This window comes from Fodinicola acaciae, from assembly GCF_010993745.1.
GTDB lineage: Bacteria > Actinomycetota > Actinomycetes > Mycobacteriales > HKI-0501 > Fodinicola > Fodinicola acaciae.
The window spans coordinates 2702604-2724104 of record NZ_WOTN01000001.1 but is presented as its reverse complement, the minus strand read 5'-3'; the positions used below and the strand labels follow the sequence as shown (position 1 = coordinate 2724104).

20 protein-coding genes and 1 tRNA gene are annotated in these 21501 nt (G+C 67.2%); 13 read left to right on the top strand and 8 right to left on the bottom strand.

Annotation, left to right across the window (positions count from 1 at the left end):
- Positions 1-39: 39 nt before the first annotated feature.
- Positions 40-1026: an ABC transporter substrate-binding protein gene (locus tag GNX95_RS12725; RefSeq protein WP_163507297.1), complete on the top strand. Its 987-nt coding sequence runs from the start codon at positions 40-42 to the stop codon at positions 1024-1026.
- Positions 1027-1081: 55 nt separating this feature from the next.
- Here the strand turns inward: GNX95_RS12725 and GNX95_RS12720 are convergent, their stop codons facing one another.
- The 6 genes from GNX95_RS12720 to GNX95_RS12695 all read right to left on the bottom strand — a co-directional run bounded on the left by GNX95_RS12720 (position 1082) and on the right by GNX95_RS12695 (position 6257).
- Positions 1082-2092, bottom strand: coding sequence for a LacI family DNA-binding transcriptional regulator (locus tag GNX95_RS12720; protein ID WP_222853540.1), 1011 nt, complete (start codon positions 2090-2092; stop codon positions 1082-1084).
- On the bottom strand, positions 2089-2853 hold the full coding sequence (locus GNX95_RS12715; RefSeq protein ID WP_163507296.1) for an ATP-binding cassette domain-containing protein: 765 nt from the start codon (positions 2851-2853) through the stop codon (positions 2089-2091). The genes GNX95_RS12720 and GNX95_RS12715 overlap by 4 nt, the downstream gene beginning before the upstream one ends.
- Complete coding sequence (locus GNX95_RS12710) at positions 2850-3848, bottom strand: ABC transporter permease (RefSeq protein WP_163507295.1); 999 nt, start codon at positions 3846-3848, stop codon at positions 2850-2852. Before GNX95_RS12710 ends, GNX95_RS12715 begins: the two co-directional genes overlap by 4 nt.
- A 1-nt stretch (position 3849) precedes the next feature.
- Positions 3850-4929, bottom strand: a complete 1080-nt coding sequence (locus tag GNX95_RS12705) for a substrate-binding domain-containing protein (protein WP_163507294.1) — start codon at positions 4927-4929, stop codon at positions 3850-3852.
- Positions 4930-5085: 156 nt separating this feature from the next.
- On the bottom strand, positions 5086-5475 hold the full coding sequence (locus GNX95_RS12700) for a PPOX class F420-dependent oxidoreductase (protein ID WP_163507293.1): 390 nt from the start codon (positions 5473-5475) through the stop codon (positions 5086-5088).
- Positions 5476-5732: 257 nt separating this feature from the next.
- On the bottom strand, positions 5733-6257 hold the full coding sequence (locus tag GNX95_RS12695; protein ID WP_163507292.1) for a pyridoxamine 5'-phosphate oxidase family protein: 525 nt from the start codon (positions 6255-6257) through the stop codon (positions 5733-5735).
- A gap of 111 nt (positions 6258-6368) precedes the next feature.
- On the opposite strand from GNX95_RS12695, the gene GNX95_RS12690 reads away from it, so the two are divergent.
- The 4 genes from GNX95_RS12690 to GNX95_RS12675 all read left to right on the top strand — a co-directional run bounded on the left by GNX95_RS12690 (position 6369) and on the right by GNX95_RS12675 (position 11944).
- Entirely contained in the window at positions 6369-9167 is a 2799-nt protein-coding gene (locus tag GNX95_RS12690) for a type 1 periplasmic-binding domain-containing protein (RefSeq protein WP_163507291.1), read from the top strand.
- Positions 9167-9649, top strand: a complete 483-nt coding sequence (locus GNX95_RS12685) for a 2'-5' RNA ligase family protein (protein WP_163507290.1) — start codon at positions 9167-9169, stop codon at positions 9647-9649. Before GNX95_RS12690 ends, GNX95_RS12685 begins: the two co-directional genes overlap by 1 nt.
- Before the next feature lie 279 nt (positions 9650-9928).
- Positions 9929-10453, top strand: a complete 525-nt coding sequence (locus GNX95_RS12680) for a hypothetical protein (protein ID WP_163507289.1) — start codon at positions 9929-9931, stop codon at positions 10451-10453.
- A 639-nt stretch (positions 10454-11092) separates the two neighbouring features.
- Positions 11093-11944 (top strand): DUF72 domain-containing protein, encoded by an 852-nt coding sequence (locus GNX95_RS12675; RefSeq protein WP_246281580.1) that lies wholly within the window; start codon positions 11093-11095, stop codon positions 11942-11944.
- A gap of 19 nt (positions 11945-11963) precedes the next feature.
- Here the strand turns inward: GNX95_RS12675 and GNX95_RS12670 are convergent, their stop codons facing one another.
- The gene (locus GNX95_RS12670; RefSeq protein WP_246281579.1) at positions 11964-12413 is read right to left on the bottom strand and encodes a MarR family transcriptional regulator; all 450 of its coding nucleotides are present in this window, start codon (positions 12411-12413) and stop codon (positions 11964-11966) included.
- Positions 12414-12514: 101 nt separating this feature from the next.
- On the opposite strand from GNX95_RS12670, the gene GNX95_RS12665 reads away from it, so the two are divergent.
- The 4 genes from GNX95_RS12665 (at position 12515) to GNX95_RS12650 (ending at position 16515) form a co-directional block, all read left to right on the top strand.
- Positions 12515-13591 carry a substrate-binding domain-containing protein gene (locus tag GNX95_RS12665; protein ID WP_222853539.1) on the top strand — a complete coding sequence of 359 codons (1077 nt, stop codon included), beginning with the start codon at positions 12515-12517 and terminating at the stop codon, positions 13589-13591.
- A 94-nt stretch (positions 13592-13685) separates the two neighbouring features.
- Positions 13686-14345 carry an AmiS/UreI family transporter gene (locus GNX95_RS12660; RefSeq protein ID WP_163507288.1) on the top strand — a complete coding sequence of 220 codons (660 nt, stop codon included), beginning with the start codon at positions 13686-13688 and terminating at the stop codon, positions 14343-14345.
- Between the two features lie 12 nt (positions 14346-14357).
- Positions 14358-15395 carry an aliphatic amidase gene (locus GNX95_RS12655; RefSeq protein ID WP_163507287.1) on the top strand — a complete coding sequence of 346 codons (1038 nt, stop codon included), beginning with the start codon at positions 14358-14360 and terminating at the stop codon, positions 15393-15395.
- A 28-nt stretch (positions 15396-15423) separates the two neighbouring features.
- On the top strand, positions 15424-16515 hold the full coding sequence (locus GNX95_RS12650; RefSeq protein WP_163507286.1) for an AAA family ATPase: 1092 nt from the start codon (positions 15424-15426) through the stop codon (positions 16513-16515).
- 815 nt (positions 16516-17330) lie between these two features.
- Here the strand turns inward: GNX95_RS12650 and GNX95_RS12645 are convergent.
- Positions 17331-17404: transfer RNA gene (locus GNX95_RS12645), tRNA-Ile, on the bottom strand.
- Positions 17405-17540: 136 nt separating this feature from the next.
- Between GNX95_RS12645 and GNX95_RS12640 the strand changes: the two genes are divergently transcribed.
- Genes GNX95_RS12640 through GNX95_RS12625 form a run of 4 tightly spaced genes read left to right on the top strand, consistent with a single transcriptional unit; the run spans position 17541 to position 21443 of the window.
- Complete coding sequence (locus tag GNX95_RS12640; protein WP_163508012.1) at positions 17541-17819, top strand: L-rhamnose mutarotase; 279 nt, start codon at positions 17541-17543, stop codon at positions 17817-17819.
- Positions 17816-19186, top strand: coding sequence for an FAD-binding oxidoreductase (locus GNX95_RS12635; RefSeq protein ID WP_163507285.1), 1371 nt, complete (start codon positions 17816-17818; stop codon positions 19184-19186). The genes GNX95_RS12640 and GNX95_RS12635 overlap by 4 nt, the downstream gene beginning before the upstream one ends.
- On the top strand, positions 19186-20487 hold the full coding sequence (locus GNX95_RS12630) for an MFS transporter (RefSeq protein ID WP_163507284.1): 1302 nt from the start codon (positions 19186-19188) through the stop codon (positions 20485-20487). The genes GNX95_RS12635 and GNX95_RS12630 overlap by 1 nt, the downstream gene beginning before the upstream one ends.
- A complete protein-coding gene (locus GNX95_RS12625) occupies positions 20487-21443 on the top strand; it encodes a DMT family transporter (protein ID WP_163507283.1) in 957 nt (318 codons plus the stop codon). The genes GNX95_RS12630 and GNX95_RS12625 overlap by 1 nt, the downstream gene beginning before the upstream one ends.
- The last annotated feature ends 58 nt before the right edge of the window (positions 21444-21501 follow it).

Sequence of the window (21501 nt, the reverse complement as noted above, 5' to 3'; positions counted from 1 at the left end):
GCTCGTTAGGGAAGCCTAACCGTACACAAAGGATCCTCGATGTCTCGTTCACGACCGTACCGACTGGTTGCCGCCATGCTCGCCGGCTGCCTCGCCCTGACCGCGTGTGGGTCCGGATCCGGAAGCGGTGCCGCGTCCGGAACATCGCAGAACGGATTTCCTCGTACGATCCAGCACGCGATGGGGCAAACCACGATCCCGAAACAACCGCAACGGGTTGCCGCGCTCGACGCGAGTTTCGTCGGAGCGGTGCTGTCCCTGGAGACCGAGGTCGTCGCGTACACGAAATACCGGTCCTACAACAGCCTTCCGGACTATCTCGGCGATGACCGCAAATATGGCAAAAACGCCAAGGCGATCGGCGAGCTGGAAAGTCCTGACGTCGAGCAGCTCTACGACATCAAGCCGGATCTGATCGTGTCGGCGAAGGTGCGGCACGAGAAGTTCTACAACGAGTTCTCCAAAATCGCGCCGACCGTCTTCACCGACACGACGGCGGCCGCGTGGAAGACCAACATGCGGCTGGTCGCCAAGGCGCTCGGCAAGGAAGCTTTGGCGGACAAGAAAATCGCCGCGTACGAGGCACGCGCGCGCAAGATCGGCGCCGAGATCAAGGCAAAACTCGGCAAGCCGGCGACCGTGTCGGTGGTCCGTTTCGTGGAAGGTGAGCCGACCGTACGGCTCTACAGCAGCCGCTCCTTCCCCGGCACGGTGATGGCCGACGCGGGCCTGACCCGTCCGGCCGGCCAGCCCAACTCGACCACGGCGATCTCGGACAACCTGAGCCAGGAGGACATCCTCAAGCTCGACGCCAGCACGATTTTCGTGTCCACGTACACGGATCCGGCCAAGCCCGGCGACGCGCCGATCGGCCAGTTCGAGGCCAACCCGCTGTGGAAGAAGCTCACCGGCAAGGTGGTCAGCGTGAGCGACACCACCTGGTTCACCTCGGTCAGCATCCAGGGCGCGCAGGCGATGCTCACCGACCTGGCCAAGCAGTACGGCGTCGACCCCGCGCTGAGCTGAATGCACGCATGGCCACCATGCGTGCGTCCAACGCACGCATGGTGGCCATGCGAACTCAGAGCCGCGGAAGCTCGCCGGAGCCGCGGGGGATGAGGCGGGTCGGCACGGTGTGCGCGGCCGGCGCGGACGTGTCGCCGGCCATACGTGCGAACAGCCGGCCGACCGCCAGCCGGCCGACCGCCGCCGGATCCTGTGCCATCACCGACACGCCGGGCCGTACGATCGCCGCCAGTGGGATGTCGTCGAAGCCGACCAAGGCGACTCGGCTCTCCATGCCGAGCTCATGCAGCGCCTCGACCGCGCCGATGGTGACCAGGTTTTGGCTTGTGAAAACGGCTTCCGGCGCATGCGCCGCGAACAGCTCGCGCGCCACGGCACGCGCCTGCTCGGCCGTACGCAACCCGTGCCGCACCAACCGCTCATCCGGCCGCAGGCCGGCTGCCGACAACGCGTCGGTGAAGCCGGCATACCGGTCGCGGGCGGTCTGGATGGCCAGGTCGTCGCCGAGATAGGCGACCGTACGCCGCCGCGTACGCAGCAAATGTTCCACGGCGAGCCGCGCGCCGCCGCGGTTGTCCGAGACGATCGCGTCGGCCAGCAGCGGCTCGGGCAGCCGGTCGATGAGGACAAAGGACATGCCGGCCTGCTGCTCGGTCAGCACGTGCCGCTGGTCGCCGCCGGCCGGCTGCACGATCAGGCCGTCCACACGCCGGTTGACCAGCGCGCGCGTCAGCTCACGCTCGCGCTGCGGGTCCTCGTCGAGGCTGGCGGCGAGTACGACGACGTTGTGTTCGCGCGCGAAGTCCTCCACCGCGCGCAGCACGACACCGGAGTACGGGTTGCTCACGTCGTCCAGCAGCAGGCCGATGGTGTTCGTACGGCCGCCCGTACGCCGGAGGTTCGCCGCGGTCAGGTTGGGCCGATAGCCGAGCTGGTCGGCCGCGGCGCGTACCCGCTCGACCAGCTCCGGCGCCACCGTCGGCACGCCGTTGACCACGCGCGACACGGTCTTGATGCCGACGCCGGCCAACGCCGCCACCTCGCGCATCGTCGGACGCGCGCTCACCCAGCCTCGAGCGTGGCCGCTCCGGTCATGATGGCGACCGCCTCGGTCGGCGTGTGTGACTTCGGCGTGACCACACCGGCGCAGCGGCCCAGCCGCTGGATGTGGATCCGGTCCGCCACCTCGAAAACCGTCGGCATGTTGTGGCTGATCAGGATGACGCCGAGGCCGCGCGAACGCAGGTCGCGTACGAGTTTGAGCACCTGACCGCTTTCGCGTACGCCCAAGGCCGCCGTCGGCTCGTCGAGGATGACGACCTTGCCGCCGAAGGCCGCCGCGCGCGCCACCGCGACCGCCTGCCGCTGGCCACCGGACAGCGTCTCGACCGACTGGGTGATGGTCTGCAGCGTCGTGATGCCGAGGTTGTCGATCTGCTGCTTGGCCTCCTTGCGCATGCCGCCGGTGTCGAGCATCCGGAACACCGATCCGAGGATGCCGGGCCGCCGTCTTTCGCGCGCCAGGAACATGTTGGACGCGATGTCCAGGCCGGGCGCGACCGCGAGCGTCTGGTAGACCGTCTCGATGCCGGCCGCACGCGCGTCCTGAATGTTGTGGAAGGACACCGGTTTTCCGTCTACCGCAATGGTTCCGGCGTCCGGGATCATCGCGCCGGACAGGCATTTGATCAGCGTCGACTTGCCGGCGCCGTTGTCGCCGATGATCGCCAGCACCTCGCCCGCGCTCAGCTGGAGGTCGACGCCGGCCAGACCCACGACCCGGCCGAACGCCTTGACCAGACCTTTCGCTTCCAACACCGGGCTCATGTCTTCACCCGCCGGATCCACTGGTCGGCGGCCACCGCCGCGATCACCAGTACGCCGACCGCGAGCACCTGGTAGTTGGGGTCGATCCGCATCAGCGCGAGGCCGTTTTCGAAGACCTGCACGATGAGCGCGCCGATCAGCGAGCCGACGACCGCGCCGCGGCCGCCGAACAGGCTGGTGCCGCCGATGACGACAGCGGTGATGCTCTCCAGGTTGGCATTGAGGCCGGCGTTGGGGTCGGCGCCGTTGATCCGGCCGACCAGGATCCAGGCGGCTATCCCGAAAACCGCGCCGGCGACGACGTACGCCGACAACAACACCCGGCCGGTGCGTACGCCGGCCAGCCGTGCCGCCTCCGGATCGTCACCGGTCGCGTAGAGGTGGCGGCCCCACGCGGTCTGCCGCAGTGCGTACGCGAAACCCGCATAGAGCAACAACATCATGATGACGCCGATGGTCAGCTCAAACCGGCCGAACGAGATCGTCGCGCCGGTCCAGGTCAGGAATGTGCCTGATGGCAACGACATCGTCTGGCCGTGCGCGTAGATCAGCGTGATGGCGGTGAAAATGCTCAGCGTGCCGAGCGTGACGATGAACGGTGGCAGCTTGATCCTGGTCACCAGCAACCCGTTGACCAGCGCGGCGAACACCGCCAGCACGAAGCCGATGCCGAAGGCCAGCGCGCTCGGCGTGCCGCTGGTGGCCAGTTTTCCCATCACCAGCGTGGCCATCACCATGATGGCGCCGACCGACAGGTCGATGCCGGCGGTCAGGATGACCAGTGTCTGGCCGACCGCGAGCGAGCCGACCACGGCGGCCTGCTGCAGCAGGATCGACAGGTTTTCCGGTCGTACGAACCGCGGGTTGGCGACGGTGAAGACCACGCACGCGACGACCAGGATGACCAGCGGACTGAGCGCCGGCATCCGGTGCAGCACGCCGTGCACCTGGCGGCCGATGGTCGGCCGCGGCCGCAGGATTTCCTCGACGGCCATCTCAGCTGCCCCAGCAGGCCTTGGCCGCGTCCGCCGGCGTCTGGCTGGTGACGCCCGGCAGCGGGTTGGCGGTCACCAGTGCCGTACCGGTGTCGATGAAGTTCCTGCCGGCCGGCAGCGCCGGCTTCTTGCCGCCACGCGCCAGGGCGGCGATGGCCTGTACGCCGACGCTGGCCATCTTCCCGGGATACTGCGCGGAATCCGCGGCGATGTCGCCCGACTTGACCAGTCCGTTGACATATTTGCAGCTGCCGTCGATGGTCAGCACGAGCACGTTCTTTTTGTTGGCGGCCTTCAAAGCCTGCAGCGCGCCGTCGGCGGCCGGCTCGTTGATCGTGTAGACGACGTTGATGTCGCCGTTGGCCGACAGGCAGTTTTCCATCGCCGTCTTGCCACCGGGGATCGCGCCGGTGGTCGGCTGGTGGCAGGCGATCGTGTAGTCACCGCCTTTTCCGCCGGTGTAGCGGCCGGCCTTGGCTTCCTGGCCGTTCTGCGTCTTGTTGCCGGGGTCGATCCCCATGCCTTCCAGGAAACCGTGGTCGCGCGAGGTGTCCACCGAGACGACCTGGTTGTTGAACAGGTCGAGCATCGCGATCACCGCCTTGGCGCCGTTGAGCTTGGTCGCCGCGTACTGGCCGATCAGCTTGCCCGCCTGCTCGTTGTCGGTCGCGTACGTGACGTCGACAGTGCTCGGCGGCGTCGGCACCGTGTCGAGCGCGATCACGAAGATGCCGGCCTTGCGGGCCTTCTGCAGCTCGGTGTTGACCGCGTCGCCGTTGGTGGTGATCAGGATGCCCTGGTCGCCACGCGAGATGGCGTTGTCGATCGCGGTGATCTGCGTCTGCGTGTCGCCGTCGGTCTTGCCGGCGGCCACCGTGAGGTTGACTTTCTGGGCGGTCGCGGCCTTCTGAGCGTCGCTCTGCATCGAGACGAAGTACGGGTTGGACAGGGTCTTGAGGATCAGCGACACGCCGACCGTGTCGGACGCGCCTGAGCCGCACGCCGTCAGGATCAGCGAGCCGGCGAGCGCCGCGGCCATGGCGAAAGCCGTACGGCGCGGCAGATTGCGAGATTTGTCCATCTGTCGTCCCTCCGAGACAACGTTGTCTCGCCGTTATAGGGCAACAGGTGTGGCGTACGCAACAGTCGCGTCCGGATCAGGAGAGGGGAGTGGACGCGCGCTGGGTCGCGTCCACAACCGTAAAGTCGGGCAATCGGGCCCCGATTGCCCGGTCTGCTATTGCTTCGAATACGCCGTCGGACGTACGGCGATGACCACGCGGTCGGCGGCGTCCGGCGGAGGCGCCGGATCCGGCCGGCCATAGCGCTTGGCCAGCTGCACGTAGAACGCGCCGGTCGGGTCCGGCGTGACGCTCTCGACCACGCCTTGCGCCTGCAGATAGCGATACGGTCGCTCCGGGTCGAGCACCGAGAGCGCGACGTGCGGGTTGGTCTCGATGTTGCGCAGCTTGGTGCGGCGCGTGGTGTGGGTGAAGCGGAGCAGCTCGCCGTCCCAGTCGAACCACATCGGCGTGACCGACGGCTCGCCGTCGGGTTTCACCGTCGCCAGGTGGCCGAAGTTGGGTTGCACGAGCAGCTCTTCGTATCCGTCTGGAATCTTGCTCATGCCCTCAACATTAGAGGGCGCGGCCTCTTAGCCTCGATCCACCGATTGTTCGACGTGTCGGGGCCATGGATCGCGGTCGGCGGCTCAGCCGGCCGGACCGCAGCGCATTGGTCAGGCGAGTCTCAGCAGCACAGTTTACCCAACGTGTGGGCGACAAACTCCGGCATTCGCCGAGTGGCGCCGCTTTTCTGGCGGCGGCCACGGGCGTACGCCCCTGGCCGGCCGCATCTACCTGACACGTCAGCAAATCGGTGGATTCAGGCTTGGTCGGTGAAGTCCCACCTGGTCGCGCCGTACGGCTCGGCGCTGGCGACGCCGACGGCGCGCCGCAGGTCGAAGCGCCACAGCTGCCACGGTGCCGGTCCGGCGCTCGGCGCGCTGTACGGCGCGGTCAGGGCGTCGCCGTCGACCGTCGCCGGCCAGCCGCCGTCGCGGAAGACGGCCGCCACTCTGTCCAATGTGGACGCGTCGGTGACCCGGTGCGCCTCGCCTTCCATCGTCACGTCGACGCCGCGCAGCCGCACCGAGACCGTACACACCGGATTTTCCGCCAGGTTGCGGGATCGGCGCGTCGCCGGACCGCCGACGAAATACAGTGTGTCGTCGACCCAGATCGCGCCGACGCCGGCGGAATGCGGCCGGCCGTCCGGTCGTACGGTCGTCACGAAAAACGTGAGGTCGGTCGTCGGAGTGTCGGCGACGAGCACGTCGCGTACGCGGCTCCACGGCAGCTCGGCGTTGCCATACTGGTCGAGGTTGCGGGTCGAGGTGGGTTCGCTCATGTTGGTTGTCATACCCGTGCGTCGGACGAGCCGCGCGCGAATCGACATCGCCGCCGAACAATTTTGCTGAACCGATCCGGGTGGTGGCGCGACTGCGGCAGTATGAACCGGATGGAGGGTCGGCCGAAGCCGGTTTTCGCTGGCGCGCACGCGCTTTTGACGATGATCCAGGATCTTTGCCGGCGGCCGGCTTTCTTCAGCCGCGGCGCGGAGAAGCGGATCTGGGGTGACCAGCCGTTGCCGCTGGTCTGCCTGCGGGGCGAGCCCGGCTCGTCGGCGTTCCTCAACGCGCTGGACGCGGAGCTGAGCGAGGTCGAAGCGCCGCACGTACGCGTCGACGCAGCGACAGCGGCGGCCCAGTCGGCGTCGCGTTGGGCCTCCACCGACCCGGCGACGCCGTCGCGGCAGGTGCCGCTGCTGCCGTTGCTCGACGAGCTGAGCGTCAAGCTCGCCGCGACCTCCTTTGGCGGCGCGCGCGTGACGCGCTTCGACCACTACCGGCTGGCCGACTGGCTGACCGGCCAGAACCTGCCGCCGGCGCACGGCCGCGACGACCGTGCCGGCGTGATCCAGCTGCTGCGCGGCTGGATCGGCCAGCGCAAGCGGCCGGAGCTGGTGCCGGACAACGAGATCGTCGACATCGCGCCGGGGTGGCCGGCCAAGCTCGGCCTGCGGATCGCGCTGTGGCTCGGCCGGCGGGTCGGCTATCGCTGGTTTTCCGACCGCGTACCGGGTCTCGGCCGCGAGACGCGCTGGTTCATGCGGCAGCAGTTCATGGTGCCGCGGCACTCGGTCGGCTTCCTCGGCTTCGCCGAGCGACTCACCGCCGGCCGGCGCGACTCGGAAAACAAGGAGCAGCTCGACCGCCTGCTCGTACACGCCTTCCTGGAAGATCTGCGGATCGCCTACCGGCGACGGCATTTCAAGATCTTCCCGCGCCGGCGCGGCTGGCGGCGCACGTCGTACGTGATCGTGCTGCTCGACAACGTCACCGCCACCAACGGCGGTTGGGACCTGCTGCGGCTGATCAACGACGTACGCAACGAGACCGGCGAGCTCGACCCGATGCTCGTCGTCGCCGCGAGCGTCGAGCCGCCGCCGCCGTATGTGCAGGTCGGCGCGGTCCCACCGGCGGAGGCGATCACCGCGTTGCGGATGTGGCGGCAACGCCTGCCGGTCCGGCGGCAGCTGCTCACCAGCGACGCCAGATATCTGGTGGTCACCGTGCCGGCGCCCAGCGAGCCGGCGACGCTCGACGGCAACGACTCCGGTGCCTGGTCGACCGGCGACGCCTTCCGCAGCCGGCGGCCACCGCTGCTCGCGCGCCGCGGCATCGTGGAGTCGGTCGCGGTCGTGCTGGTGACGGCCGCCTTGGTGCCGGCCGCGATCCGCGCGGAGCGCTATGACAGCGCGGGATGCTCGCTGTTCGGCTCGGCGATCCCCGGTGTGTCCGTACGGCCGGCGCAGGTCGAGGCGGGCGACAGCCAATGTGTCGGCTACAGCGACAACAGTGCGCAGCTGTTTGGCACCGACCCACGGCTGCGGCGCGCCGAGCTCGGGGTCTTCGACCAGAACCGTACGGCCGAACGGCTGCACGACGAGGACCCCGACCGGCCGTTCGTCAGCGTCGTCTACTTCGCCGGCCTGACCCACCGCGACGTGGACCCCAACACCGACCAGTCCTGGGCCGAGGAGCTGGAAGGCGTCCTGTTGCGGCAGCGGTTGCAAAATGTGATGTCCCGGTCGGAGCCGCTGTTGCGGGTGATCGTCGCCAACGGTGGCAACGCGATGAAGGATTCGCCGGCCGTCGTACGCGACATGCTCGCGCCGCTTTTTCGTTCCGATCCAACGATTGTCGGGGTCATCGGACTGGATCGCACGGTCACCGAGACCGAGGAGGCGATCGGCGAGCTCGGCGTCCTCGGCATGCCGGCGGTCGGCACGACCCTCACCGGTCCGCAGCTCACCGACCTCTCGCCGCTGTATTTCCAGCTGTCGCCGGGAAACGCTCGTGAGGCGGAGCTGGTCGCCGCGTACGCCAAACACGTGCACGCTCGTCGGGTCACGACCTACCATCCGCCGCTGACCAGCGGCGACACGTACGTGCGGAGCCTCGTGGAGCTGGTGACGGCCAGCCTGCGGTCAACCGGTGTTCCCACCGCCGACATCGGCTGGCAGGGCGCGGTGTCGGACCTGTCGTCGCTGTGTCGGTCGCCAGGTGACCGCAGCGACGAGATCGTGTTTTTCGCTGGCCGCGACGATGATTTCGGCGATTTCATCCGTACGGTGACCAGAGGCTGCTATCGCCGCGACCAGCTGCCGCTGATCCTCGGCGACGACGCGGTGTCGCGTTTCGTCGAGCACGAACAGGACCGCACGCAGGACGCTCTCGCCGGCGTCCCGGTGTCGTACGTGACGCTGGCCAGCCTCGCGGTGCTTTCCGGACCTTCCTGCGTCAACGGCATGCCGCTGCCGGCCGACGGCGGTGGCACGCCGCTCGCCGCGTTTTGCGCCGGCTATCACACACTGCGCCAGGAATTGGCGCGAGAGCTGACCGGAAAAGACGCGCCATCGCTGCCGTGGCCAGGCGAACGGATCGGTCAGGCCTATGACGCGTCCGGTCTTTTCGTCGACGCCGTCACCGAAATGCAGCGACGCGGCCGGAGGTCCGGTCAACCGTACGAACCCAACCCCGGCGCGCTCGCGCAGCAACTCCGCGAGACGGTTTTCCTTGGTGCGACGGGGACGATCGACTTCGGCAGGTCGCGGTCGGGAGACAACCGCAACATCGCGATCCTGCGGCTGGCCGACCTGCGCGACATCTCCGCGACGCCAACCTGTCTTTATCTCATCGGAGATCTTTACGAGCAGGGCCAGCGCCGCGGCGCCAACGGCTGTCCGGTGCACTGATGACGACGGCCCTGGTGTTGACTCTTCCCGGCGCCGAGCCGCTGATGGAGGCGGCTCGGCGCGTACGTCCTGAGCTGGTCCGGCCGGGCCTGCCGGCGCACGTGACGGTGCTTTATCCGTTTCTTCCCGCGGCAGATCTCACCGGATTGCCGTCTGTGGTGCCGCCGGCGGTGTTGGCCGATGCCGTTGTGATCGGTGCGATGGCGGCCGTGCCGGTGCCGGCACTGCAACCGTACGTCGACGCATTGCGGGCACGGTGGCCGGAGATTCTGCCGTACGACGGACGATTCGGCGCGAATCCGCCGGCTCATCTCACGCTCGCCATGGGATCGGATCCGGTCGAACTGGCCGTGGTCGCCGATGCGGTGCGACCACTGCTGCCGATGCGTACGCGCGCCGACGCCGTACACCTCGTCGAGGCGACCGGTTCCGGCTGGCGGATCCGCACCACGGTGCCGCTCGATTTTGGCTTGCCTCCATGAAAATTGTCGTGTCTTGGCGGGCGATTTACTGTCGCCGATAGATCGTGCGCCAAGAGTTTGCTTGCATTTATTGAAGAATTAGCGCGTTGTAGTAGGTAGGTCGCGCTTATTCATTAATTGGGTAGGAAAATTCACCGTCGGCGCCTGGTAGCCGCGTACGCCGTGTGTCAGCCTGACCGCGGTCCCTCCTGATGGCAGCAGTCGTCCCGCGCGATGCGGCGACGGCTTCTGCGTGCTGCCTCCGTGAGGGCCCCCGCCCGCTGACCTGAGGGAGTCGCGATGAGAGCTGTTGGAGTCCTCGTAGCGCTGGCATTGGTGGTCGCTGCCGCAGCACCGGCCGCCGCGAGCCCGCACAACCGAGTTTCGTTGGCAGCGAAGTGTTCGCAGTCGTACCTGCCACTGCCAGACCCGGCCTGCACGCCAGGTGCGACCAACCCGGACGTGACGCAGTCGACGATCGGCAGCACCATCTGCGTGTCCGGCTGGACGTCCACGATCCGTCCGCCGACCAGCTACACGAATCCGCTGAAGCAGCAGGGGATCGTCGACTATGGCTACAGCGACAGCAAAATGTCCGACTACGAGGAAGACCACTTCCTCCCGCTCGAACTCGGTGGCGCGCCGAAAGACCCGGCCAACCTCTGGCCCGAGCCGCATTCCGGCGACCAGAACTCATACAGCAAGGACAGCGTCGAAAACGCCGTGAAAAAGGCGGTATGTGCAGGCAAAGCCAGTCTCGCCGACGCGCAGCACGCGATGCTCACCAACTGGACCACCGCCGAGTCCGTACTCGGCATCGGCTGATCGGCACTTGTTCGGGACAGCGAGTTTGGAAGGATAATCGGCGTAAATCGGGCGGTCTACGGTGGCCGCCAAGTCGGTTGCGGTTCCGCTTTTGGGTATGTGTTGGGATTTCTGATGTGCGTTGGGGAGGTGGTTGGGTTTTCTGGTTGTTGCGTGCGTGGGTGGTGGGTTTTTCGCCTGCGCGGCGGCCGCGCCTGCGCGGCGAGCGACCTCAAGGGAGGGGGCGCGGAACGCCAATCGGTGTGCCTTGGGGGGTGCGGGCGGCGGTTTCGCGCGGGGCTGGGTTTGCCTGGCTTGCGTACGTGGTTGCGTTTGGTGGGCGGCGGCCTATCCCGAAAATGTGGTTGGCTGTGCCCGCCGACGGGGAGAACGCGCAAGCCAGCCACATTAGTAACAACAGTATTGTTCGCCTCGTTGGTCGCACCAGTCACAGCCTCTGGTGATCGGGTGGGTGTGAAAGCCTTGTTTCTTGCATCAAGCGCTAGTAATTCGGCTTTCAGGGCATCTCCGAATCTCGCAACTCGGACATTTAGCGCTACGCCCGCTCTCCGGTCCCACATAATGGACCTTTGCGCCACCTACCGGGACGACACCCCTTGCCGCAGGCATGGTTTCATCGGATCGATGAGAGCTGACGGGGTGACGCGTCTTCATGTCGGTTGCGCGATGTGGAACCACAAAGCGTGGCCTGGGCGGTTCCTGGCGCCATCGCTGCCGGCCAAGGAGCGCCTGCGGGCGTACGCCGGCTGGTGCAACGCGGTCGAAGGTAACACCACCTTCTACGCGACTCCGTCTCGAAGCACCGTCGAGACCTGGTCGGAGCAGACCGACTCCGGCTTCCGGTTCTTGGTCAAGTTGCCAAAGATCGTCACACACGAGCGCCGGTTGCTCGGGGTCGAGTCCGAGATGCGGACGTTCCTGGATGCGATTGAACCGCTCGGCGAACGGGCTGTGCTGTGGACCCAGTTGCCTGCCTCGTTCAGTCCGTCGGAGGTCGATGTCCTCCGCCGCTTTCTGCGCCGGCTCCCGGCCGACCGCCGGCGCGCCGTAGAGGTGCGTCACCCCGGGTTTCTTGCCGACGCCGGCACCACGTCGTTGTTGGAGAAGGCGTTGGCCGACGCGGATGCCGAGTGGGTGCCCTTCGACACCACCGTTTTCTTCCAACTTCCACCGACCAGCGAGGCCGAGCGGGACGCTTGGGGCAAGAAGCCGCGGCTGCCGAGGCGGACCCGAGCCCTCACCGACCGGCCAATTGTCCGCTACCTGGGCCGAGACTCAGTGGCGGATACGGTCGCGGGCTGGCGGCCGTGGACCGCGGTGGTCGCCGGCTGGCTGCGCGAGGGCCGGTCGCCGACGTTTTTCTTGCACACTCCCGACAACGACAACGCGCCAGCACTCGCGCGCCGCTTCCACCAGGACGTACGAGCTCTCGTGCCCGACCTCGCCGCGCTCCCCGAGCCGGGACCGCTCGACGCCGCAACCCTGTTCTGAGCGACGGGGCGGCCCGAACTCATTCACCTGGATCAGCGAGAGCGCGCAGGCCGGTCACGGTCGCGGCCGCATCGCCGACTCGGTCAAGCAGCTGCCGCTCGGCCATCTCGACCTTGGGCGCCAGGCGACGGTGCGCCGATCGGCCGCGAGGGGCGAGGTGCACTCGTACGCGCCGACGGTCGGCCAGGTCCACCTCGCGATAGACGGCGGCGGTCGTGACCAGGCGGTCCACCACCCTGGTCAGGGTCGGTCCGGTGATCATGGTCCGCGCGGCGATTTCGGCCATCGTCAACGCGCCCTCGGTGACCAGGGCTTCCACGACCAGCCACTGGTCCAGCGACAGGCCGTCGGCTTTCAGGATCTCCTCGACTCGTACGGCGGTCAGCCGCGCGGCCCGGGTGAGCAGCCCGGTCAGCGATCCTTCGAGGCTCACCGATGGGCGTACGGTGGACGGATCGTCGGTCGTCACGCCCAACCCGCCCTTCCGCGCCAGCCGCGCCCTTGCCGAAACCGATCCTGATCGTAATACTTCCAACGCGAAGTAAGTCAACTCCACCGCACGGAGCAGGTATGGTGTTCGGCACGGTGGCACCGACGCGGCGGCAGGACTGGCGGGTGGCGATGGTCATCCCGCTGCAGGGGCCGGCCGGCCTGTTCGGCCCGTCCTGCGAGGCGATCACCGAGCTTGCCGTGCGCGAGCTGAACGCAGAAGGCGGGATTCTCGGCCGGGAAGTCAGTGTCGAGGTGGTCGACGGCGGTGCCGAGCCCGAGGTGGTGGCCGGCAGGGTCGACCGGCTGGTGACCGACGGAAGCGTGGACGCGGTCAGTGGCTGGCATCTGTCGTCCGTACGGAACGCGCTTGCTCCCGTGGTGTCGCGGCGTGTGCCATACGTGTACACCTCCCTTTACGAGGGCGGCGAGCGTCGGGACGGGATCTTCTGCTCGGGGGAGACGCCGGCGCTCCAGATCCGCCCGGCGTTGCGGTGGTTGCGCGACAATCTCGGGGTCCGTCGGTGGTTCGTCGTCGGCGATGACTACGTGTGGCCGCACGCGTCCAATGCAGCCGTCCGCCGGTTTGCCCGTGAGCTGGATCTGCGGATCGACGGCGAGTCGTTCGTACGGTTGGGCTGCGGTGATGTGCCGGGATTGGTGGAAAAGGTGGCGCATGCTCCGTCCGACGGGGTGCTGATGTTGTTGGTCGGCCAGGACGCGGTGGAGTTCAACCGCCATTTCGCGGCCAGGGGACTGCACGAGCGGCTGGTGCGGTTCAGTCCGCTGATGGAGGAGAACATGCTGCTGGCCAGCGGCCTCGGCGCGACCGTGAACCTGTTCTCGTCGGCGTCGTACTTCCGGTCTCTGGTGACCACCGACGCGATGGACCTGCTCGGTGGTTATCTGGATCTGCACGGTCCGTCGGCGCCACCGCTGAACAACATGGCCGAATCCTGTTACGAAGGCCTGCACGCGCTCGGCGAGCTGGTCAACCGCGCTGGTACGCCGGACTGGCGCGCGATGAACGCGGCCATCGACGGCGTGGCCTTCCACGGGCCGCGGGGCACCGTGGAGTTCCACGGTCAGCAGGCGACCCAGTCCGTACACCTGGCCCTCGCCGACGGGTACGACTTCGAGATCGTCACCCGCCTCTGACGCTCGGTCCGGCACTCTTGACAGCACTCGCTGGTGCCTTTAGTTTCATCTGAATTCATTTCAAGTGAAACTGTCGGCGAACGCGGAGGCTCAGATGAGCAATGTCGGACTCCTGTACGTCGGTGCGGTGCTGCTGGTCAACGGCCTGATGCTGCTCGGCCTGGTGCCGCCGCGGTCGGCGGCCGGGATCAACCTGTTCGTCGGCGCCCTCCAGTGCGTGACGCCGGTCGTACTGATCGTGCAGGCGGGCCACGACCGCGAGGCGATTCTCGCCGCCTCCGGCCTGTTCCTGTTCGGCTTCACGTACCTGTACGTGGGCATCGCGAACCTGGCCGGCCTCGAGCCGCAGGGCATCGGCTGGTTCTCGCTGTTCGTTTCCGGTGCCGCGGTGATCTATGCGGGGCTCTCGTTCTGGCACACGGCCGATCCGGTGTTCGGCGTGATCTGGCTGGCCTGGGCACTGCTGTGGTTCCTGTTCTTCCTGGTGTTGGGTCTGGGCCGCGAACGCCTGACCCGGTTCACCGGCTGGGCGGTGGTGTTGTTGAGCCAGCCGACCTGCACGGTGCCGGCGTTCTTCTCCCTGACCGGTGGATATCGCTCGAACGCGACCATCGCGATGATCGCGGCCGCGCTGGCCGTTCTGCTGGTCGCGGTCGCCGCCCTCCTCGGATTCCGAGGAGTCGAAGCCAGAAGTGAAGCCAGAAGTGAAACCAGAAGCGAAACTGGTGCCGTCGTCGACGGTGCCTCGACCTAACGAGGAGTTTCGATGCGACACGGTGACATCTCGTCGAGCCCGGACACGGTCGGCGTGGCGGTCGTCAACTACAAGATGCCGCGCCTGCACACCAGAGCGGAGGTGCTGGCCAACGCGCGGAACATCGCGGACATGGTGGTCGGCATGAAAACCGGGCTGCCAGGCATGGACCTGGTGGTGTTCCCGGAGTATTCGACCCAGGGCATCATGTACGACGAACGGGAGATGTACGAGACGGCCGCGACCGTTCCCGGCCAGGAGACCGACATTTTCGCCGCTGCCTGCCGGGAAGCCAACACCTGGGGCGTCTTCTCGATCACCGGTGAGCAGCACGAGGACCACCCGAACAAGCCGCCGTACAACACGCTCGTCCTGATCGACAACACCGGGGAAATCAAGCAGAAGTATCGCAAGATCCTGCCCTGGTGCCCGATCGAGGGCTGGTATCCGGGCGATTCGACGTATGTCACGGACGGCCCGAAAGGCCTGAAGATCTCGCTGATCATCTGCGACGACGGGAACTATCCGGAAATCTGGCGGGACTGCGCGATGAAGGGCGCCGAGCTGATCGTCCGCTGTCAGGGCTACATGTATCCGGCCAAGGACCAGCAGGTGCTGATGGCCAAGGCGATGGCGTGGGCGAACAACTGCTATGTGGCGGTCGCCAACGCGGCCGGCTTCGACGGCGTCTATTCCTATTTCGGGCATTCTTCGGTGATCGGCTTCGACGGCCGTACGCTCGGCGAGACCGGCGAGGAAGAGAACGGCATCCAGTATGCCCAGCTGTCGCTGTCGGCGATCCGTGACGCCCGCAGCTTCGACCAGTCGCAGAACCACCTGTTCAAGCTCCTGCACCGGGGATATTCCGGCGTGCACGCGGCCGGCGACGGTGACAAGGGCGTGGCGGACTGCCCGTTCGAGTTCTACCAGCTTTGGGTGACCGACGCGCAGAAAGCGCAGGAACGCGTGGAGGCCATCACCAGGGACACCGTCGGCGTCGCCGACTGCCGGGTCGGCAACCTTCCGGTCGAAGAATCGATGGAGGCGTAGGGCTTCTTACCGGCCCAGAGAGCGGATCATGCCTTTTCTCACCGACATGTATCACGAGCAGAACCGGCGCCGGGCCGAACAGGAGTCCGGCGCCGATTCCTCGGCGGCACCCGAGTCCGGCCCCGCTTTCTCGCCGGAATCGCTGTCGACATGGCTCTCCGCCGGTGTTCTCGGCCAGGACGAGGCGATCGAAGCCGTCGTACGCGCGGTGCTCATCGCCCACGTCGGCGCCGGGCGACCGGACCGTCCACTGTCGACACTCCTGCTGGTCGGGCCGACCGGAGTGGGAAAGACCGAACTGGTGCGCCAGTTGGCCGCGCGCCTGCGGTCCGGGCCGGACGACCTGTGCCGGGTGGACATGAACTCGTTCGCCCAGGAGCACTACGCCGCCTCCTTCAGCGGCGCGCCGCCCGGATACGCCGGCAGCAAGGAATCCTTCAGTGTCTTCGATCCGTCCACTGTGGAGGGTGATCCGTACACGCCGGGCATCGTTCTCTTCGACGAAGTCGAAAAGGCGCACCCGACGGTGCTCCGGGCGCTCCTGCAGGTGCTGGACACCGGACGCCTACGGCTGGCCAACGGCCAACGCACGATCTCCTTCCGTAACAGCCTGGTCTTCCTCACCTCGAACCTCGGCACCGCAGAACACGCCCGCCGCCGGACCACCCGGTGGCGTCGCCTCCTCGACAGACTGGGCGGACGTCGTCCCACTGCCCTGGCTCGAATGGCCGCGCACGGCGACCAGGAGGCAGTGCTGGCCGCCGTACGAACCTTCTTCGATCCGGAATTCCTCAACCGCATCGACGAAACCGTCAGATTCCACGAGCTGACTCCGGCTCAGGCCAAGCTGATCACCCGGCGGGAAACCGATCTCCTTCGCGCCCGGCTGGCCCGTCGATCCATCCAGCTGGAAATCGACGACTCCGTTATCGCCACCGTGACGAAGGCCGGTTTCGATCCGGTCTACGGCGCCAGAGGCATCGCTCGCGCCGTACGCACCATGATCGCCAGCCCAGCTGCCGCCGAAATTGTCAGAACCCGCCCCACCGGCACCGCCGACCTGACGATCACCGCCACCGTCACGAACAACGACATCGTCTTCACTGCTACCGGCCGATGAGCGGCATCGGAGTGGCGCGCACCGGTTCCCTGCCGCCGCCATCGGTTGGCCCGCAAGGATGAACGTCAATGTGGCGTTTGTCGTTGACCTTGGGGTTTTCGCGCAGGGTGCGTCGGGTGTTGGGTGATCCTGGTTGGGGTTGGGTGGGTTGTCGTGCGCTGGCTGGGGAGTGGTTTTCGGCCGGAGATAGAGGTGCTGGTGTGACTGCTGTGGCCGACCGTGCAGGTGTGACGGCCTGACCGGGTAATACTTGGTTAACAAGACATCAAATCGGGCAATTGGCGCGCCCGGACATTGAGCCGGCCCGGCGAGTGGTCACAACGGCAGTAACTCGACATTCATGTCACCAACAAACCTCACAAGACGGACATGTAGCGTTACACGCGCCTGTGGATCCCATAAAGTGGACCCTTTCGCCACGTACCGGGACGCCATGACACCTTCCGAGCCGGTCCGCGCAGCCGATGGCTGGATGGACATCACCCGGTCGCTGCGCTGCCGGCCGATGACCCGGATAGGCGGCTCTCGGAGCAGGGTGGCCAGCCGGGATCCTCGCGTTGCCAGCCGTCGGGCGTCCAGTGAGGCGGAACCAGTCACCAACCTGGAGGTTAAAACTCAAGTCGAGCCAGGCAGACTCCGGCCAGCGGACGAGTGGACCTAATGTTTGGACCATACGAAGCGCGACGCAGAAACCCGACTGGACCACACGGGTGGGGGCCGGGGGCTCGCCCCCGGGGCGGGGTCTGGGGCTCCGCCCCAGAGAGACGACGATGTTCCGCCACCCCGAAGGCGTGCCCGCCGAGCCAAGGGACGAGTGGGGCGGGTGGGGCTCGAACCCACGACCGACAGATTATGAGTCTGCTGCTCTAACCGTCTGAGCTACCGCCCCTCGACCGGCCCTGGCCGACGCCGGTGACAGCGAGCCGAGCCTGTGACATCGTACGCGGCGGGATCAGGTGAGGAGCCAGGTGGTGGGACAGGGTACGGGTCGGGTGTGTTTCCTGTTGCGGGTGCGGCCGGACCGGATGGACGAATACCGGCGGCGGCACGAGAACGTGTGGCCGGAGATGCTGGAGGCGTTGCGGGCGGCGGGGTGGTCAAACTACTCGCTGTTCATCGATGACGACGGGCTGGTCGTCGGATACGTCGAGACGGGCGACTTCGATGCGGCGTTGGCGGCGATGGAGCGTACGGACGTGAACGCGCGGTGGCAGGCGGAGATGGCGGAGTTCTTCGTCGGCCTGGACGGCCGGCGGCCGGACGAGGGGATGCACGTCCTGTCGGAATATTTCCACCTTCCGTGACGCCGATCGACGAGCTCCGCGCGGCGCTGCCTGACGGTCGCGTGTTGACCGAGGCCGACCTGGTCGCACGGTATGTGCACGACGAGGCGGAGTGGGCGTCGTACGGTCAGCCGGCGGCGGTCGTACGGCCGCGGAGCGCCGACGAGGTGCGCGACCTCGTCCGGGTCTGTGCCAAACACAGAATGCCGATCGTGCCGCGTGGTGCTGGTACGGGGCTGTCGGGCGGCGCCAATGCGATCGATGGTTGCGTGGTTGTCAGCATGGAGGCGATGGCGGCGATCGTGGAGATCGACGCCGCCGAGCATCTCGCGGTCGTGCAGCCGGGAGTGGTCAACGACGACCTTCGCGCGGAATGCCTGAAACAGGGCCTCTGGTATCCACCGGATCCGGCCAGCTCGCCGTGGTCGACGATCGGCGGCAACGTGGCGACGAACGCCGGTGGGGTGTGCTGCGTCAAGTACGGCGTCACGCGCGATTACGTGCTGGCGCTGGAGGCGGTGACGGCCACCGGCGAGGTGATCAGGGTCGGCCGGCGTACGGCCAAAGGTGTCGTCGGCTATGACCTTTGCGGCCTGCTGGTTGGATCGGAGGGCACCCTCGCGGTGATCACCGAGATCACCGTACGGCTGCTGCCGGCTCGCGACGACGCCGAGCGTACGGTCGTCGGCTATTTCGACGACCTCGTCCAAGCCGGTGAGGCGGTCGCGAAAGTGTCCGCAGAAGGTGTCGTCCCGTCCGCTCTGGAGTTGGTCGACCGCCACTGTCTGCGGGCGGTCGACGACTGGAGGCACATGGGCCTGACCGAAGAAGGCAACGTCCTGCTCCTCGGCCGCAGCGACGCGCCTGGCGATGCCGGCGAGGCCGAGGTGGACGCGATGTTGCGATGTTTCCAGGAGGCCGGCGCCAGCTGGGCCGTACGGTCGACCGACGCGGTCGAGGCGGACGCGCTGTTTTCCGCGCGGCGGCTGGCATATCCGGCGCTGGAGCGGCTCGGGCCGGTGCTGACCGAGGACGTGTGCGTGCCGCGCCGCAAAGTCCCCGAGATGCTGGCCAGGATCCAAGCCACCGCACGCGAGTTTGACACCCAGATCGCCAACATCGCGCATGCCGGCGACGGCAACCTGCATCCGCTCATCATCACCCAACCCGGTGACGAGCAAGCGAAAAACCGCGCGTTGAAAGCTTTCGACCAGATCGTCGACGACGCGATCGCGCTCGGCGGCACGGTGACCGGCGAGCACGGCGTCGGCCTGCTGAAGCGCCGCGGCATGGCCGCCGAGCTCGGCGCGGCGGTGCTGGACATGCACCGGGCGATCAAGAAAGCTCTCGACCCGGCGGGGATCCTCAACCCGGGAAAGGTGTTCTGATGCCGGACGAGCTTGAGCGGTCCACCATGCGCGTGGTCAGTGCGCGGCTGATCCCGTTTCTGATGGTCTGCTATTTCCTGTCCTATCTGGACCGTACGAACATCAGCATCGCCGCCCTCACCATGAACAAGGACCTCGGCCTCACCGCCACGCAGTTCGGCCTCGGCGCCGGCCTGTTCTTCATCGGCTATTTCATCTTCGAGGTCCCCAGCAACATGATCATGCACCGGGTCGGCGCCCGGATCTGGATCGCCCGGATCATGATCAGCTGGGGGATCGTGGCCGCGCTGCTGGCCGCCGTGCAGGGACCGGTGAGCCTCTATGTCGTACGAATCGTCCTCGGCATCGCCGAAGCCGGCTTTTTCCCGGGAATCATTCTTTATCTGACCTACTGGTTCCCGGCCAGCTATCGCGGGCGCGCGGTCGGCCTGTTCATGTCGGCGGTCGCGATCTCCACCGCGGTCGGCGCACCGATCGGCGGCCTGCTGCTGGGCATGGACGGCTTGTTCGGCCTGGATGGCTGGCGCTGGCTGTTCATCCTGGAGGGCGTGCCGACGGTGGTCGTCGGTGTCCTCGTTTTCTGGCTGCTCCCAAGCAAACCGGCCGACGCCGGCTGGTTGTCGACCGAGCAGCGCGGCTGGCTCACCAGCCGGCTCACCGCCGAGGCGCAGACCACCAGTGCGCGGCATCACATCTCCGCGCTCGGCGCCATCGTGAAGCCGCGTGTGCTGGCACTTTCGTTGATCTACTTCGCAACCGTGTTCGGCCTGTACGGCATCGGCTTCTGGCTGCCGCAGATCATCAAGTCGAGCCTGGGAATTTCCAGCAACCTGCAGGTGTCGCTGCTGACGGCTGTTCCGTACGCGTTGGGAGTCGTGGCGATGGTGACGTGGGGTCGATGGTGCGACCGTACGGGCCGCTATGCGGTCGGTACGGCGGTGCCGATGCTGATCGGCGGGGCCACCCTCGCCGCGTCGGCGTTCCTCACCGGCCTGCCCTGGCTCGGCTATGCCGGACTGTGCGTCTGCACGGTCGGCGTGCTCATGTCGTTCCCCGGTTTCTGGGGGCTGCCTGGCGCGTTCCTGACCGGAGCGGCCGCGGCCGCCGGGATCGCCACCGTCAACACGATCGGCAACCTGTCCGGCTTCGTGGGGCCGTACTGGGTCGGTTTCCTGAAGGGCCTGCTCGGCTCCGACCAGTGGGGCCTGGTGAGCATCGGTGTGGTGATGGTGGCCGGAGCTGTCGCGACCGTCGCGCTTGGCAACGCGCCGCGCGTAAGGACCGTAGAGACAAGAGTGTGATGGCAGAACCGAAAACCGGCCGGGACCTGATCTGGCTCGTCGCGCTCGGCGCGGCATTGTGGGGGACCGACGCGCTGCTGCGGCTGCCGCTGGCCGAGTCGTTGCCGGCGACCGCGATCGTGGTCGCCGAGCACCTGATTGTCGTCGTTGTGTTGCTGCCATGGATGCCGGCGGCCGTACGTGCGTTCCGCTCGATGAGCGCGATCGAGCGGTGGTGCGTGGTCGCCATCGGCGCCGGCTCGTCCGCCTTGGCGACGTGGCTGTTCACGCTGGCCTTCGCCGGCGGCGATCCGCTGACCCCGCTCGTGCTGCAGAAGCTGCAGCCATTGATCGCGATCCTGGCCGCGCGGCTGTTCCTCGGCGAGCGGATCCGCGGCCGGTTCTGGCTGTTCGCGGTGCCGGCGCTGGCCGGTACGTGGCTGGTCGCCTTCGCCGATCCGCTGCACATCCAGCTCAAAGGTGCGCAGGCCGCGCTGTTGGCGGTCGGCGCGGCCGCGTTGTGGGCCGCCGGCACCGTGCTCGGCCGGCGGGTCAGCGTCGCGTACGCGCCGACGACCGTCACGTCGCTGCGCTATGCCTTCGGCCTGCCGGCGAGTCTGGTGATCGCGTTGGTCGTCGGTGGTCCGGTCGGCCTGTCGGTCGGCTTCTCGGTCGGCCATCTCTGGTCCGACCTGCTCGGCCTGGTCGGCCTGGCGCTGATCCCCGGGCTGCTGGCGCTGAGCCTCTACTACCGCGGTCTGTCGCGTACGCCGGCCGCTCGCGCGACCCTCGCGGAGCTGGCTTTTCCGTTGACCGCGGCGGTGATCGGCGTCGTCTTCCTGCACGGCCAGTTCACCGTGAGCCAGTGGATCGGCGCAGCACTGGTGGTCGGCTCGGTGACCGCGCTCGGCTGGCACGAGCGGTCCAGCGCCAAGCCGGCGGTCAGCCCCGAGCCGGCCCGTGAACTCGTCGGCTGAGGATTTGTATGTCGCCTGTATGAGGCTTGTCCATGCTGTCCCTGCGCCATGTTCGGAG

Bases quoted from the DNA above. Each gene is read 5' to 3' on its own strand.
- GNX95_RS12650 (WP_163507286.1), top strand. From the start codon at position 15,424: ATGCCTTTTCTCACCGACATGTATCACGAGCAGAACCGGCGCCGGGCC.
- GNX95_RS12685 (WP_163507290.1), top strand. From the start codon at position 9,167: ATGACGACGGCCCTGGTGTTGACTCTTCCCGGCGCCGAGCCGCTGATG.
- GNX95_RS12630 (WP_163507284.1), top strand. From the start codon at position 19,186: ATGCCGGACGAGCTTGAGCGGTCCACCATGCGCGTGGTCAGTGCGCGG.
- GNX95_RS12640 (WP_163508012.1), top strand. From the start codon at position 17,541: ATGGACGAATACCGGCGGCGGCACGAGAACGTGTGGCCGGAGATGCTG.
- GNX95_RS12710 (WP_163507295.1), bottom strand. From the start codon at position 3,848: ATGGCCGTCGAGGAAATCCTGCGGCCGCGGCCGACCATCGGCCGCCAG.
- GNX95_RS12665 (WP_222853539.1), top strand. From the start codon at position 12,515: ATGGTGTTCGGCACGGTGGCACCGACGCGGCGGCAGGACTGGCGGGTG.
- GNX95_RS12655 (WP_163507287.1), top strand. From the start codon at position 14,358: ATGCGACACGGTGACATCTCGTCGAGCCCGGACACGGTCGGCGTGGCG.
- GNX95_RS12625 (WP_163507283.1), top strand. From the start codon at position 20,487: ATGGCAGAACCGAAAACCGGCCGGGACCTGATCTGGCTCGTCGCGCTC.
- GNX95_RS12705 (WP_163507294.1), bottom strand. From the start codon at position 4,929: ATGGACAAATCTCGCAATCTGCCGCGCCGTACGGCTTTCGCCATGGCC.
- GNX95_RS12680 (WP_163507289.1), top strand. From the start codon at position 9,929: ATGAGAGCTGTTGGAGTCCTCGTAGCGCTGGCATTGGTGGTCGCTGCC.
- GNX95_RS12725 (WP_163507297.1), top strand. From the start codon at position 40: ATGTCTCGTTCACGACCGTACCGACTGGTTGCCGCCATGCTCGCCGGC.
- GNX95_RS12690 (WP_163507291.1), top strand. From the start codon at position 6,369: ATGGAGGGTCGGCCGAAGCCGGTTTTCGCTGGCGCGCACGCGCTTTTG.
- GNX95_RS12695 (WP_163507292.1), bottom strand. From the start codon at position 6,257: ATGAGCGAACCCACCTCGACCCGCAACCTCGACCAGTATGGCAACGCC.
- GNX95_RS12715 (WP_163507296.1), bottom strand. From the start codon at position 2,853: ATGAGCCCGGTGTTGGAAGCGAAAGGTCTGGTCAAGGCGTTCGGCCGG.
- GNX95_RS12700 (WP_163507293.1), bottom strand. From the start codon at position 5,475: ATGAGCAAGATTCCAGACGGATACGAAGAGCTGCTCGTGCAACCCAAC.
- GNX95_RS12660 (WP_163507288.1), top strand. From the start codon at position 13,686: ATGAGCAATGTCGGACTCCTGTACGTCGGTGCGGTGCTGCTGGTCAAC.